Source organism: Paenibacillus sp. BT-177 (genome assembly GCF_025846815.2).
In the GTDB taxonomy this organism is placed as follows: domain Bacteria; phylum Bacillota; class Bacilli; order Paenibacillales; family Paenibacillaceae; genus Paenibacillus; species Paenibacillus polymyxa_C.
Genome location: NZ_JAOYTP010000017.1, coordinates 24,043 through 38,782, shown reverse-complemented (window position 1 = coordinate 38,782; position 14,740 = coordinate 24,043). Strand labels below are relative to the sequence as shown.

11 protein-coding genes are annotated in these 14,740 nt (G+C 46.0%); all 11 read right to left on the bottom strand.

All coding sequences use genetic code 11. From position 1 onward, the window contains the following. Window positions 1-20 precede the first annotated feature (20 nt). Complete coding sequence (gene rplW / locus OIU26_RS25125; RefSeq protein WP_013373266.1) at window positions 21-311, bottom strand: 50S ribosomal protein L23; 291 nt, start codon at window positions 309-311, stop codon at window positions 21-23. Then, window positions 311-934, bottom strand: coding sequence for a 50S ribosomal protein L4 (gene rplD / locus OIU26_RS25120; RefSeq protein ID WP_013312160.1), 624 nt, complete (start codon window positions 932-934; stop codon window positions 311-313). Before rplD ends, rplW begins: the two co-directional genes overlap by 1 nt. A gap of 26 nt (window positions 935-960) precedes the next feature. Further along, the gene (rplC, locus tag OIU26_RS25115) at window positions 961-1,584 is read right to left on the bottom strand and encodes a 50S ribosomal protein L3 (protein WP_013312161.1); all 624 of its coding nucleotides are present in this window, start codon (window positions 1,582-1,584) and stop codon (window positions 961-963) included. 32 nt (window positions 1,585-1,616) lie between these two features. Continuing rightward, window positions 1,617-1,925, bottom strand: a complete 309-nt coding sequence (gene rpsJ / locus OIU26_RS25110) for a 30S ribosomal protein S10 (RefSeq protein WP_005544556.1) — start codon at window positions 1,923-1,925, stop codon at window positions 1,617-1,619. Window positions 1,926-2,266: 341 nt separating this feature from the next. Beyond that, window positions 2,267-3,457 carry an elongation factor Tu gene (gene tuf, locus OIU26_RS25105; protein ID WP_013373267.1) on the bottom strand — a complete coding sequence of 397 codons (1,191 nt, stop codon included), beginning with the start codon at window positions 3,455-3,457 and terminating at the stop codon, window positions 2,267-2,269. A 93-nt stretch (window positions 3,458-3,550) separates the two neighbouring features. After that, a complete protein-coding gene (gene fusA, locus OIU26_RS25100; protein ID WP_165084286.1) occupies window positions 3,551-5,629 on the bottom strand; it encodes an elongation factor G in 2,079 nt (692 codons plus the stop codon). A gap of 48 nt (window positions 5,630-5,677) precedes the next feature. After that, window positions 5,678-6,148, bottom strand: a complete 471-nt coding sequence (gene rpsG, locus OIU26_RS25095; protein ID WP_007432586.1) for a 30S ribosomal protein S7 — start codon at window positions 6,146-6,148, stop codon at window positions 5,678-5,680. 50 nt (window positions 6,149-6,198) lie between these two features. After that, complete coding sequence (rpsL, locus tag OIU26_RS25090) at window positions 6,199-6,621, bottom strand: 30S ribosomal protein S12 (RefSeq protein ID WP_007432587.1); 423 nt, start codon at window positions 6,619-6,621, stop codon at window positions 6,199-6,201. A 144-nt stretch (window positions 6,622-6,765) separates the two neighbouring features. After that, the gene (locus OIU26_RS25085) at window positions 6,766-7,017 is read right to left on the bottom strand and encodes a ribosomal L7Ae/L30e/S12e/Gadd45 family protein (RefSeq protein ID WP_264218357.1); all 252 of its coding nucleotides are present in this window, start codon (window positions 7,015-7,017) and stop codon (window positions 6,766-6,768) included. Window positions 7,018-7,237: 220 nt separating this feature from the next. Next, entirely contained in the window at window positions 7,238-10,852 is a 3,615-nt protein-coding gene (rpoC, locus tag OIU26_RS25080; protein WP_013373272.1) for a DNA-directed RNA polymerase subunit beta', read from the bottom strand. A gap of 140 nt (window positions 10,853-10,992) precedes the next feature. After that, on the bottom strand, window positions 10,993-14,538 hold the full coding sequence (gene rpoB, locus OIU26_RS25075) for a DNA-directed RNA polymerase subunit beta (RefSeq protein ID WP_058831477.1): 3,546 nt from the start codon (window positions 14,536-14,538) through the stop codon (window positions 10,993-10,995). Window positions 14,539-14,740: the final 202 nt, after the last annotated feature.

The window sequence follows — 14,740 nt, the reverse complement described above, 5'->3', positions numbered from 1 at the left end:
TCCTTACTTTACAGATTCAATTATACTGTTTCAAAAAACTCAAGCGGCTTACTGTCTTTGCTCAGCGTTACGAACGCTTTTTTCCACTCGCTCGTATAGCCGGAATGACGACCGTAGCGTTTTGGTTTCGCAGGCACACGAAGTGTATTAACGTTACTTACTTTCACGTTAAAAATTGCTTCGATTGCTTTTTTAACTTCGACTTTATTGGAACGAATGTCAACTTCGAAAACATATTTCAAGTCATTCATCATACCAGCCGTACGTTCGGTGATAATCGGACGTTTGATAATATCACGAGGATCCTTCATTACGCGAGCACCTCCTCTACCTTCTGAACTGCTTCCTTCGTAATGATCAGTTTGTCGTGTCCGAGCACATCAAGAACATTAATGCCGTCTGCGGCTACAAACTTCACACCAGGAATATTACGAGCGGACAGTGCTACATTGTCATCATAGCTAGGAGCTACAATCAATGCTTTACGATCAGCTTTAAGGTTATTCAAAATGGCTGCGAATTCTTTCGTTTTAGGTCCGTTCAGTGTAAGAGCGTCCAATACGATGATTTCATTCTCAATCACTTTGGATGACAGTGCCGATTTGATCGCCAGACGACGAACTTTTTTAGGCAATTTGTAAGCATAGCTGCGTGGAGTCGGACCGAATACAGTACCGCCACCAACCCATTGTGGTGCACGAATTGAACCTTGACGAGCGCGACCAGTACCTTTTTGTTTCCAAGGTTTACGTCCGCCGCCACGTACTTCAGAACGTCCTTTTACTTTGTGAGTACCTTGACGCAGGGAAGCCAATTGCATAACAACAGCGTCATGAAGAACGTGTTTATTCGGTTCGATACCGAACACTGCATCGTTCAATTCAATTTCGCCAACTTGGCTGCCGCTAATATTAAATAGTGCTACTTTTGGCATTTTATGTTCCTCCTTTCCTCAGTTGATTATTTTTTCACCGTTTCTAATACTTTAACGAAGCTGTTTTTAGGTCCTGGAATGGAACCTTTCACGAGCAATACATTACGTTCTGTATCGATCTTAACAACTTCAAGGCGTTGAATCGTTACCGTTTCATGCCCCATGTGTCCTGGCAAGTGTTTACCTTTAGGAACGCGGTTAGCTTGAATGGAACCCATAGAACCTGGACCTCTGTGGTAACGCGAGCCGTGTGCCATTGGTCCGCGGCTTTGTCCCCAACGTTTGATAACGCCGGCAAAACCTTTACCTTTAGAAATACCTGTTACGTCAACGAATTCGCCTTCTGTGAAGACATCAGCCTTCAGTTCTTGGCCAACCTCGTACGCAGCAAGGTCGATGCCACGAAGTTCACGAACGTAGCGCTTAGGTGCAGTATTTGCTTTTTTGGCATGCCCTGCTTCAGGTTTGTTGGATCTTTTTTCTTTTTTATCAGAGAATCCGAGTTGGATAGCTTCGTATCCATCGTTTTCCAGATCTTTCTTTTGCAGAACAACACAAGGACCAGCTTCGATAACCGTAACAGCAAGTACGTTACCTTCAGGGGTAAACACTTGAGTCATTCCGAGTTTTTTTCCTAAGATACCTTTCATGTTGACACCTCTTTTCTTTTCCTGATTACATATTACAATTTAATTTCGATATCTACACCGGACGGCAGGTCCAAGCGCATCAAGGCATCCACAGTTTGTGGAGTCGGATTAACAATGTCGATCAAACGCTTGTGTGTGCGCATTTCGAATTGTTCCCGAGAATCCTTGTACTTGTGTACCGCACGGAGAATAGTAATGATTTGTTTTTCAGTTGGCAGCGGAATTGGTCCGGAAACACCTGCACCCGAACGTTTAGCTGTTTCAACAATTTTCTCAGCGGATTGATCAAGAATTCTGTGATCGTAAGCTTTCAAACGAATACGAATTTTTTGCTTTGCCATTTTAGTCCCTCCTTCTATCGCCCAATTTGGTATCGGACATACTCCGTGAAAATTTTCCGACAGCCCTCCCATGGCAAAGGGGCCGGGTGTGTCAGTAACCTCTCACATCATCGCACAGTCACAAACAACATTAGTTATTATATCGAATACTTCTGCCTATTGCAAGCAAAAACGTAAAAAAACAATGCATCTTATTTTCAAAGATAACAATTGTGCTCGTAGCTTGCAATTTTCCTCAAGAGAAAAGCCCCCGCACCATGGCAGGGGCTCGTTTTACTTCATTCCAATACGATGTTACTCGTTCCAGTACAATGTTGCTATATTCAAGGCTCGTAGCCTTATTATTTGGAGATTGTTGCTACAGCGCCTGCACCAACTGTACGTCCACCTTCACGAATGGAGAACTTAGTTCCTTCTTCAATCGCGATTGGGCTGATCAGTTGAACAGTAACCGTAATGTTATCACCAGGCATTACCATTTCGGAACCTTCTGGCAGAGTAATGATACCAGTTACGTCAGTTGTACGGAAGTAGAACTGTGGACGGTAACCAGTGAAGAAAGGTTTGTGACGTCCGCCTTCTTCTTTAGTCAAAACGTAGATTTGAGCAGAGAATTCTGTATGTGGGTTAACAGAACCTGGTTTAGCCAATACTTGGCCACGCTCGATTTGTGCACGATCTACACCGCGAAGCAGTGCGCCGATGTTGTCACCAGCTTGAGCGGAGTCAAGCAATTTACGGAACATTTCTACGCCTGTTACTACGGATTTACGGGATTCTTCTTGAATACCGATGATTTCGATTTCGTCGCCCACTTTAACAGTACCACGCTCTACACGGCCTGTAGCAACTGTACCACGACCAGTGATGGAGAATACGTCCTCGACAGGCATAAGGAAAGGCTTGTCAGTGTCGCGTTCTGGAGTTGGGATGTAAGTGTCGATTGTTTCGAACATTTCAACGATTTTCTTAGCCCAGTCGCCATCTGGGTTTTGCAGTGCTTCACGAGCGGAACCACGAGTGATTGGAGTGTCGTCGCCTGGGAAGTCATACTCGCTCAGCAAGTCGCGAACTTCCATTTCAACCAATTCCAGCAACTCTTCGTCTTCAACCATGTCGCATTTGTTCAGGAATACAACGATGTATGGAACACCTACTTGACGGGACAAGAGGATGTGTTCGCGAGTTTGCGGCATAGGACCGTCAGCTGCGGATACAACCAGAATCGCTCCGTCCATTTGTGCAGCCCCAGTGATCATGTTTTTAACATAGTCGGCGTGACCTGGGCAGTCAACGTGTGCATAGTGACGGTTAGGTGTTTCGTATTCCACGTGTGCAGTGGAGATTGTGATACCGCGTTCGCGCTCTTCTGGAGCTTTATCGATTTGATCGAATGCTACAGCAGCACCACCGTAAGTTTTGGAAAGTACAGTTGTGATTGCAGCAGTCAAAGTTGTTTTACCATGATCGACGTGACCAATTGTACCGATATTAACGTGCGGTTTGTTACGTTCAAACTTAGCCTTTGCCATTTGAACAATTCCTCCTCAATAACATGTTTTATTTTTAGGCTGTCGGAAACCTCTTGGAAAAACCTAGAGTATCCGATCAGCTAATACACTGTATTACTCGCCGCCTTTGGTTTTGGCAACGATCTCTTCAGCAATGCTCTTCGGAACTTCTTCATAGTGATGAAGCTCCATGGAGAACACACCGCGTCCTTGTGTACCGGAGCGAAGTGTAGTGGAATATCCAAACATTTCGGACAATGGAACCATTGCACGAATAATTTGGGCACCACCACGGGAATCCATACCTTCAATCCGACCACGACGGGAGTTCAGCATACCCATTACGTCACCCATGTATTCCTCTGGAACCGTTACTTCAACTTTCATAATCGGCTCAAGCAATACAGGTTTACATTTGTCTTTCGCTGCTTTCAGCGCCATTGAACCGGCAATTTTAAATGCCATTTCATTGGAATCGACATCATGGTATGATCCATCCACAATTGTAGCTTTAACGTCCACAAGCGGGAAGCCTGCAAGGACACCGTTTTTCATTTGCTCTTCAATACCAGCAAGTGCAGGTCCGATGTATTCTCTTGGAACAGAGCCACCGACAACCTTGCTTTCAAACTGGCTACCAGTACCTGCTTCGAGTGGTTCGAACTCAACCCATACGTGACCATATTGACCACGACCACCGGATTGACGAACAAACTTACCTTCAACACGTGCTGGAGCACGGAATGTTTCACGGTATGCTACCTGTGGTTTACCAACATTGGTTTCCACTTTGAACTCACGACGCATACGGTCAATGATAATGTCCAAGTGAAGCTCACCCATACCTGCCAAGATAGTTTGGCCAGTTTCTTCGTTAGTAGAAGCACGAAGAGTTGGATCTTCTTCGGTCAACTTACCGAGTGCAACTGCCATCTTGTCTTGGTCAGCTTTGGTTTTAGGCTCAACCGCGATTTCGATAACCGGATCAGGGAAGTTCATGGATTCGAGAATAACAGGATTCTTCTCATCACACAGTGTATCACCTGTACCTGTATCTTTCAAACCTACGGCTGCCGCAATGTCACCGGAGTAAACTTCAGTGATTTCTTGACGGCTATTCGCGTGCATTTGAAGAATACGTCCGATACGTTCACGTTTGCCTTTTGTTGCATTCAATACGTAAGAACCGGATTGAAGAACACCAGAATATACGCGGAAGAATGTCAATTTACCAACGTAAGGGTCCGTCATAATTTTGAAGGCCAATGCGGAGAAAGGCTCTTCATCAGAAGAATGACGTTCAACTTCCGTTCCATCTTCCAGATGACCTTGAATACTTGGTACATCAATAGGAGCTGGCAGGTAATCAACAACAGCGTCCAGCATCAACTGAACACCTTTGTTACGGTAAGAAGATCCACAGATAACTGGGAAGATCTTAACTTCTACAACACCTCTGCGGAGAGCGGCTTTAATTTCCTCAACCGTGATCTCTTCGCCTTCAAGGTATTTCATAGTCAAATCTTCATCCAGTTCAGCAACCTTCTCAATCAATTCGTTGCGGAGCTCTTCGACTTTGTCTTTGTATTCCGCAGGAATTTCGGCTTCTTCGATATTTTGACCAAGGTCATCTTTGTACATATAAGCCTTTTGTCCAACGATATCGATGATACCTAAAAAGTCATTTTCCGCACCGATTGGAAGTTGAATCGCAACTGCGTTCGCTTGAAGGCGATCACGCATATCTGCTACAACGTTCAAGAAGTCAGCACCAATAATGTCCATTTTGTTTACATATGCGATCCGTGGAACGCCATAGCGATCAGCCTGTCTCCATACAGTTTCAGACTGAGGCTCAACGCCTTCTTTCGCACTGAAAACACCAACTGCTCCGTCCAATACACGAAGGGAACGTTCAACTTCAACAGTGAAGTCAACGTGCCCCGGGGTGTCGATGATATTGACGCGGTGACCTTTCCAGGCAGCGGTCGTCGCAGCGGAAGTAATCGTGATTCCGCGCTCTTGTTCTTGTTCCATCCAGTCCATTGTCGCAGCACCTTCGTGAACTTCACCGATTTTGTGCGTACGGCCTGTGTAGAACAAGATCCGCTCTGTTGTTGTGGTTTTACCCGCGTCAATATGAGCCATGATCCCGATATTACGTGTATTTTTCAAGGAGAACTCTCTTGCCATGAAATGGGTCTCCCTTCAAAATTGAAGTTATTTTTTTTGAGCTGAATCCTACCAACGATAGTGAGCAAACGCTTTGTTCGCTTCAGCCATTTTGTGCGTGTCTTCACGTTTCTTCACGGAAGCGCCTGTGTTGTTGGAAGCATCGATAATCTCAGCCGCCAAACGCTCTTCCATAGTTTTCTCGCCGCGGTTGCGGGAGTAGTTTACGAGCCAACGTAATCCCAGGGACGTACGTCTTTCTGGTTTTACCTCGATTGGTACTTGGTAGTTGGCACCGCCGACACGGCGTGCTTTAACTTCCAGGACTGGCATGATATTCTTGATAGCTGCTTCAAATACTTCCATCGGGTCATTACCCGTACGTTCTTGGATAAGCTTGAACGCATTATACAGAATGCTTTGAGCAACGCCTCGTTTTCCGTCGAGCATGATGCGGTTGATCAAGCGAGTAACCAACTTACTGTTGTATACCGGATCTGGCAACACGTCTCTTTTGGTAACTGGACCTTTGCGTGGCATGGATATCCCCCTTTCTTACATGTTAAACCTGCATATGCGGTTTATATTCATTAGGATTTTTTAGCTTTAGGGCGTTTTGCGCCGTATTTGGAACGAGCTTGCATGCGGTTGTTTACGCCTGCAGTATCCAAAGCACCGCGAACGATGTGGTAACGTACACCCGGAAGGTCTTTTACACGACCACCGCGAATCAGCACTACGCTGTGTTCTTGAAGGTTATGTCCAATACCTGGAATGTAAGCAGTCACCTCTACACGGTTCGTCAAGCGAACACGGGCATATTTACGAAGTGCGGAGTTCGGTTTTTTCGGAGTCATAGTACCTACACGAGTGCACACTCCGCGTTTTTGCGGGGCACTGATGTCGGTAGCTTCACGTTTCAAGGCATTAAAACCTTTTTGCAAAGCCGGTGATTTCGATTTCTCGATTTTGGCTTGACGTCCTTTACGAACCAGTTGGTTAATAGTTGGCATGTTGGTTGCCACCCCCTTCCTCAATTTTTGCTGTTACTTTACAAACCTTATCTAAGCCCACAGACCCAGGCGGTTCATAAAAGAACAAATGAAAAGTCTTTGCCGCCAAGAATAACGATTCCCTAGACAAAAACGTTCCTTACCCTATTGTTTTACGATAGCAGCCATCGCGGCTCCCACTTCAATCCCGCATGCAGCTCCGAGATTTTTCATTGTGTCTACAAGAGTCACTTTGACCCCGTGCTTATCGCATAAATCAATGATGTTGGAAGTGAGACGCTGATCTGCGTCTTCTGCCACATATACTTCCGAGGCGAAGCCCAATTCTACCATACGAATGGTTTGTTTGGTACCGATTTTGACATGAGCATCTTGCAGTCCCTGTTCTTTAGACATATCTCATTCCTCCGAAAAGACCCAATAGCATATAGGCTGCTCACGCACCTTTGCTATATTAGCATTGACTATGAACAATGTCAAGACAATTATCAACTATAATCTATTAAACAAAGTAATACGTTACATTTTTATATGAAGCACCGGAGCACCGTTGCTACAGCCTTTACCAAAGCTTATATCTACGGTGTTCCGGGCTTATCATAATATTTTTGTATTACTACTCAGCTGAAATGGGTTCGAGTTCCTCAGATGAGGATTGCCCCTCTTCAGGCTGGGCAAATTTCACGCTACGGTAACGGTTCATACCTGTTCCCGCAGGGATCAATTTACCGATAATTACATTCTCTTTCAATCCAAGCAACTGATCGACTTTTCCTTTGATAGCTGCATCTGTCAGGACACGAGTAGTTTCCTGGAAGGAAGCTGCTGACAAGAAGGAGTCAGTTTCCAGAGACGCCTTGGTGATACCAAGAAGAACTGGTTTGGCCACCGCTGGTTCTTGACCGCTGAGAATCGCTATCTTGTTTGCATTTTCATACTCATGCACATCAACAAATGAACCTGGAAGCAGTGTCGTGTCGCCCGCATCAATGATACGAATTTTACGCAACATTTGACGAATCATAACTTCTACGTGCTTGTCATTGATTTCTACACCCTGGTTCCGGTATACACGTTGAACTTCCTGAAGGATATAGTTCTGCACCCCGCGAATACCTTTAATACGCAGCATTTCTTTAGGGTCAATCGAACCATCCGTCAGTTCGTCCCCGGCTTCCACAGTCATGCCTTCGCTTACGCGCAGACGTGAACCATAAGTGACCGAATAGGTTTTTGTTTCAGCTTCACCCTGAATGTCGATTTCGCGACGGTCTTTCCCTTCACGAACCTCTTTAACTACACCGTCAATTTCACTGATGGTTGCCTGACCTTTAGGATTACGCGCTTCAAAAAGCTCCTGGATACGAGGCAAACCTTGGGTGATATCGTCGCCCGCTACACCACCTGTGTGGAACGTACGCATGGTGAGCTGTGTCCCTGGTTCACCGATGGATTGAGCCGCGATAATACCAACCGCTTCACCAATCTCAACGTGCTTGCCAGTAGCCAGATTACGGCCGTAACATTTTTTGCAGACGCCATGTTTAGCACGGCAGCTTAGTACGGAACGAATTTGAACTTTATCCACACCAGCTTTAACGATCGCTTCAGCTTTGTTGGAGTCAATCAGTTCGTTGCGTCTAGCCAAGATTTCACCCGTTTCAGGATGACGTACGGTTTCGAAGCAATAGCGACCTTCCAGACGATCGTATAGGTCCTCAATGACTTCTTTACCATCCTGGATGCGACTTACTGTAAAGCCTTTATCCGTTCCGCAGTCATCTTCGCGCACGATAACATCCTGCGCCACATCAACGAGACGACGAGTTAGGTAACCAGAGTCAGCCGTACGTAAGGCTGTATCCGCCAAACCTTTACGCGCTCCGTGAGTGGAGATAAAGTACTCGAGTACTGTCAGACCTTCACGGAAGTTCGATTTGATTGGGAGCTCGATAATACGACCAGATGGATTCGCCATCAGTCCACGCATACCGCCAAGCTGGGTAATCTGTGATTTGTTACCACGCGCTTTAGAGTCAACCATCATCATGATAGAGTTGTAGCGATCCATGGATTTCATCAAAATGTCTGTGATATCGTCTTTAGCCTTAGACCAAATATCAATAATCCGGTCATAGCGTTCCTCGTTCGTAATCAGACCACGACGGTACTGATTGGTCACGACTTGTGCTTTATCATCAGATGCCTTAAGAATATCCTGTTTCTCTTGAGGTACAACTACGTCTGCCACAGCAACCGTCACACCTGCACGAGTAGAATACGTAAAGCCGAGCTGTTTGATCTTATCCAAAATCACGGCGGTTTCTGTCGTATGGTAAATCTCAAAGCAACGGGCGATGATATTACCAAGGTAATCCTTGCCCACTCCACCAGCTTGCGGAGCGTTCTGGATGGCTTCAGTAAGATTTACACCTTTCTCGTAAACAAAGAACTCTTCAGCAGTACCATAGAGCAGGTTGGCACGAGTAGCGTCATTGATATACGGGAAGCTTGCTGGGAAAATCTCATTAAAGATAATTTTACCCACGGTTGTAATCAACATCGCATCCTGCTGCTTCTCTGTAAAGCTCGTTTTATTCAAAGCTTTAACCGGAATAGCTACGCGAGCATGTAGACCCGCTGTTCCGCGTTGGTAAGCCGAGATAGCCTCATTCGGGTTGCGAAGGATCATGTTGCTTCCTTCTTCTTCCTTGTTGTCCATAGTCAAATAGAATGAGCCGAGGACCATATCCTGGGAAGGAGTAACAACAGGCTTGCCGTCTTTTGGATTCAAAATGTTGCCGGATGCCAGCATGAGCAAACGAGCTTCCGCTTGAGCCTCTGCAGACAGCGGAACGTGAACCGCCATTTGGTCACCGTCAAAGTCGGCATTGTATGCCGTACATACGAGCGGATGCAAACGAATCGCACGACCTTCAACCAAGATTGGTTCAAACGCTTGAATACCTAGTCTATGCAGCGTAGGGGCACGGTTTAGAAGAACCGGATGCTCCTTGATTACTTCTTCGAGTACATCCCACACTTCAGCACTCACACGCTCTACTTTCCGCTTCGCGCTCTTAATGTTGTGTGCCAAACCTTTGTTAACAAGCTCTTTCATAACAAAAGGCTTGAACAGCTCCAGCGCCATTTCTTTCGGCAGACCGCATTGGTACATCTTCAAGTACGGGCCTACTACGATAACGGAACGACCGGAATAGTCAACACGTTTCCCGAGCAAGTTTTGACGGAAACGTCCTTGTTTACCTTTCAGCATGTGGCTGAGGGATTTCAAAGGACGATTACCCGGACCTGTAACAGGACGACCACGACGACCATTATCAATCAGAGCGTCAACAGCTTCCTGCAGCATCCGTTTTTCATTTTGCACGATAATATCTGGCGCACCCAGATCTAACAAGCGTTTCAGACGGTTATTACGGTTAATAACACGACGATACAGATCATTAAGGTCAGAAGTAGCAAAACGTCCACCATCCAGCTGTACCATTGGACGAAGCTCAGGAGGAATAACAGGCAGTACGTCCATGATCATCCAATCCGGTTGGTTACCAGAGTTACGGAATGCCTCAATAACTTCAAGGCGTTTGATCGCACGGTTTCGACGTTGCCCTTGAGCTGTACGTAGCTCTTCTTTCAAGAATTCCAATTCTTTGTCTATATCTAAATCTTGAAGAAGCTTTTTAACCGCTTCAGCACCCATTCCCGCCTGGAATCCGTAGCCATATTTCTCACGGTAGCTGCGGTATTCTTTCTCGGACAGGAGTTGCTTTTTCTCCAAAGGCGTATCTCCTGGATCGGTTACAACATAAGATGCGAAGTAAATGATCTCTTCCAAAGATCTTGGAGACATATCAAGAGCAAGACCCATACGACTCGGAATGCCTTTGAAGTACCAAATGTGCGATACAGGAGCAGCCAACTCAATGTGGCCCATACGCTCACGGCGAACCTTAGCGCGAGTAACTTCTACTCCACAGCGGTCACAGACAACACCTTTATAGCGTACACGTTTGTACTTACCACAGTGACATTCCCAATCTTTCGTAGGTCCGAAAATTTTCTCGCAAAATAGTCCTTCTTTTTCCGGTTTAAGCGTACGATAGTTAATCGTCTCCGGTTTTTTGACTTCTCCGCGGGACCAAGAACGAATCTTTTCGGGGGAAGCAAGCCCGATTTTCATATATTCGAAATTGTTAACGTCCAACAAGGAGCAACCCTCCTTAACCAAATCCTGAGTTTTTAGGTTTGATACCGCCCGGCAGCACCGGGCGGTATCAAGAAGCCTGATCCATCCAAAAATGGATCAAAGCATATAACAAAGCTGATATGAGTCAGTCAGCAGTCACACTACTCTACGCCAACCTCAGAGCCTTCCAGATTCAAACTCAGCTTATCGCCAGTTGTGTCATCTTCATCATCAAGCTCTCTCATTTCGATCTCTTGTTCGTCTTCAGACAGAATCTTCACGTCCATACCCAAGCTTTGCAGCTCTTTGATCAAGACCTTGAATGATTCAGGAACACCTGGTTCAGGGACATTTTCACCTTTGACGATGGATTCGTAAGTTTTAACACGTCCAACCACATCATCGGATTTCACAGTCAAAATTTCCTGAAGCGTGTACGCTGCACCGTAAGCTTCCAGTGCCCATACTTCCATCTCCCCGAAGCGCTGACCACCGAATTGAGCTTTACCACCCAATGGCTGTTGCGTAACGAGAGAGTAAGGACCTGTAGAACGGGCATGGATTTTATCGTCTACCATGTGCGCCAGTTTGATCATGTGCATGACACCGACAGTAACTTCACGTTCAAAACGATCACCTGTACGTCCATCATACAACACCGTTTTACCATTGCGTTGCATACCCGCTTCTTCCATCGTATCAAATACGTCATACTCCTTGGCACCATCGAATACTGGAGTTGCCACATGAATACCAAGACGCATTGCAGCCATACCCAGATGCACTTCAAGCACCTGTCCGATGTTCATCCGGGAAGGTACGCCCAGCGGGTTCAGTACGACTTGTACTGGGGTGCCATCCGGCAAGAATGGCATATCTTCTTCAGGCAGAATACGGGCAACGACACCCTTGTTACCGTGACGTCCAGCCATTTTATCGCCTTCGGAAATTTTACGTTTTTGAGCAATGTATACGCGCACCAGCTGGTTTACACCCGGTGGCAGCTCATCGCCATTTTCACGTGTAAATACTTTAACATCTACAACGATCCCGTCGGTTCCGTGAGGAACTCTCAAGGAAGTATCACGAACCTCGCGCGCCTTCTCACCGAAGATCGCATGCAAGAGACGTTCTTCAGCTGTCAATTCAGTCACACCCTTAGGTGTTACTTTACCAACAAGAATGTCACCTGCGGCGATTTCCGCACCGATGCGAATGATGCCGCGTTCATCTAGATTACGAAGCGCTTCTTCACCAACATTCGGAATATCACGAGTGATTTCTTCTGGTCCAAGCTTCGTATCACGAGCTTCAGATTCGTATTCCTCGATATGGATCGAGGTGTATACATCCTCTTTAACCAGCTTCTCGCTCAGCAAGATCGCATCCTCGTAGTTATAACCTTCCCAAGTCATGAACGCTACGACAACGTTACGTCCCAGTGCCAACTCACCCATCTCGGTGGAAGGACCATCGGCAAGAATATCGCCAGCCTTGACAATATCACCTCTGTTCACAATCGGACGCTGGTTGATGCATGTTCCTTGGTTAGAACGCATAAATTTGTGTAATTTATACTTAACAATATCGCCTTTTACTTCAGTACCATCTACCGTTTCAATACGACGCAGCCAAATTTCGTTAGCCGAAGAACGTTCAATTACCCCGTTGTACTTGGAGACAACGCAAACACCAGAATCTTTTGCAGACTTATGTTCCATCCCTGTTCCTACCAAAGGCGCTTTCGGAATCAGCAGTGGGACAGCCTGCCGCTGCATGTTGGAACCCATCAGTGCGCGGTTCGAGTCATCATTCTCCAGGAACGGAATCAGTGCAGTTGCGACCGATACGACCTGTTTAGGCGATACGTCCATGTAATCAACACGGCTACTTGCCATTGGAATAATGTTATCAGACTGCTTGTTATAGCGGACAATAACGATTTCATCCTTAAAGGTGTTTTCTTCTGTTAGTTCCGCATTTGCCTGAGCAACGATGTAGTTATCTTCCTCATCAGCAGTCAGGTAATCAATCTGGTCTGTAACTTTTCCGGTTTTCGGATCTACCCAACGATAAGGAGCTTCGATAAATCCATACTCATTAATACGTGCGAAAGTGGACAGAGAGTTGATCAAACCAATGTTCGGTCCCTCTGGTGTCTCAATAGGACACATACGGCCGTAGTGACTTGGATGGACGTCACGTACTTCCATGCCCGCGCGTTCGCGCGTCAAACCGCCAGGTCCGAGCGCAGACAGACGACGTTTGTGCGTTAATTCAGCAAGCGGGTTTGTCTGATCCATAAACTGAGACAGCTGGGAGCTACCAAAGAACTCTTTAATCGACGCAATGACCGGACGTATGTTAATCAGCGCCTGTGGCGTGATTACATTAGCATCCTGAATCGACATTCTTTCGCGCACCACGCGTTCCATACGGGACAAACCGATCCGGAACTGATTTTGAAGCAACTCACCTACAGAACGCAAACGACGGTTACCCAAATGGTCAATGTCGTCCGTACTTCCGATTCCGTGAAGCAAGTTAATAAAATAACTGATGGAGGAAATAATATCGGCAGGCGTAATGTTCTTAACCGATTTATCGATATTCCCATTGGCAATCAGTTTTACCACTTTACCGTCTTCAATTGGCGAGAATACATCAATCGTTTGAAGCGGAATATCGTTGCTTTCTAAAACACCACTAGCAACATGATACGTACGATGTCCAACCGACTCTTCCAGTTGAGCCAAAATCTCGTCCAATAGGCGGCGGTCTACCATTTGCCCTGCTTCAGCAATGATTTCGCCAGTTGTCGTATCAATCAGGGTCTCAGCAAGCCGTTGATTGAACAGACGGTTTTTGATGTGAAGCTTTTTATTGATTTTGTAACGACCTACGTTGGCCAGATCATAACGTTTTGGATCAAAGAAGCGTGCAACAAGCAAGCTTTTTGCGTTATCTAATGTAGGCGGCTCACCCGGACGAAGACGCTCATAAATTTCGATCAGCGCTTTCTCCGTGGAATCCGTGTTGTCTTTATCAAGTGTGTTGCGGATATATTCGTCATTGCCGAGCAAATCCAGAATCTCAGCATCAGTGCCAAAGCCAAGCGCACGCAGCAACACCGTAACCGGAATTTTACGGGTACGGTCAATCCGGACATAGATAATATCCTTCGCATCCATCTCCAGTTCGAGCCAAGCCCCCCGGTTAGGAATTACCGTTGCGGTGTATGTTGTTTTCGCATTCTTGTCGACTTTTGTGCTGAAATAGACGCTGGGAGAGCGAACCAACTGGCTGACAATAACCCGTTCCGCACCGTTAATAATAAACGTACCCGTTTCAGTCATCAGCGGGAAGTCTCCCATGAATACTTCCTGCTCTTTCACTTCCCCGGTTTCTTTATTAATAAGCCGGACTTTTACCCGAAGCGGTGCTGCATACGTAACGTCGCGTTCCTTTGCGTCGTCAACGGTATATTTGGGTTCTCCGAGAGAGTAATCGATAAACTCCAGAATCAGATTTCCTGTGAAATCTTGAATTGGAGAAATATCCCGAAACATTTCCCGTAATCCTTCCTCCAAAAACCAATCATAGGATTTTTGTTGGATCTCAATCAGGTTGGGAACCTCGAGTACCTCATTAATACGTGCATAACTGCGCCGAGTGCGTCGACCATATTGAACAAGATGTCCTGCCAACTTAAACTCACCCCTCATGTCTACTCACTTTAAAAATACATTGCGAACCTCTGTTTGTGACCTTATAATAAGACACATACAGAAGATTCGATCTTACAAATACAGAAAAGCCCTTACTCGAATGCATTCGAAAAAAGAGCGACGTATCTGCGGAATCCTCTTGCCGGAAGATCTTCATCACTTGTAGATTTGCCCAAAATGG

Excerpts from the sequence above, each read along its gene's own strand:
- rplW (WP_013373266.1), bottom strand. The coding sequence starts at position 311 with ATGAAGGATCCTCGTGATATTATCAAACGTCCGATTATCACCGAACGT.
- fusA (WP_165084286.1), bottom strand. The coding sequence starts at position 5,629 with ATGGCAAGAGAGTTCTCCTTGAAAAATACACGTAATATCGGGATCATG.
- rplD (WP_013312160.1), bottom strand. The coding sequence starts at position 934 with ATGCCAAAAGTAGCACTATTTAATATTAGCGGCAGCCAAGTTGGCGAA.
- rpsL (WP_007432587.1), bottom strand. The coding sequence starts at position 6,621 with ATGCCAACTATTAACCAACTGGTTCGTAAAGGACGTCAAGCCAAAATC.
- OIU26_RS25085 (WP_264218357.1), bottom strand. The coding sequence starts at position 7,017 with ATGTCTAAAGAACAGGGACTGCAAGATGCTCATGTCAAAATCGGTACC.
- rplC (WP_013312161.1), bottom strand. The coding sequence starts at position 1,584 with ATGAAAGGTATCTTAGGAAAAAAACTCGGAATGACTCAAGTGTTTACC.
- rpsG (WP_007432586.1), bottom strand. The coding sequence starts at position 6,148 with ATGCCACGCAAAGGTCCAGTTACCAAAAGAGACGTGTTGCCAGATCCG.
- rpsJ (WP_005544556.1), bottom strand. The coding sequence starts at position 1,925 with ATGGCAAAGCAAAAAATTCGTATTCGTTTGAAAGCTTACGATCACAGA.
- tuf (WP_013373267.1), bottom strand. The coding sequence starts at position 3,457 with ATGGCAAAGGCTAAGTTTGAACGTAACAAACCGCACGTTAATATCGGT.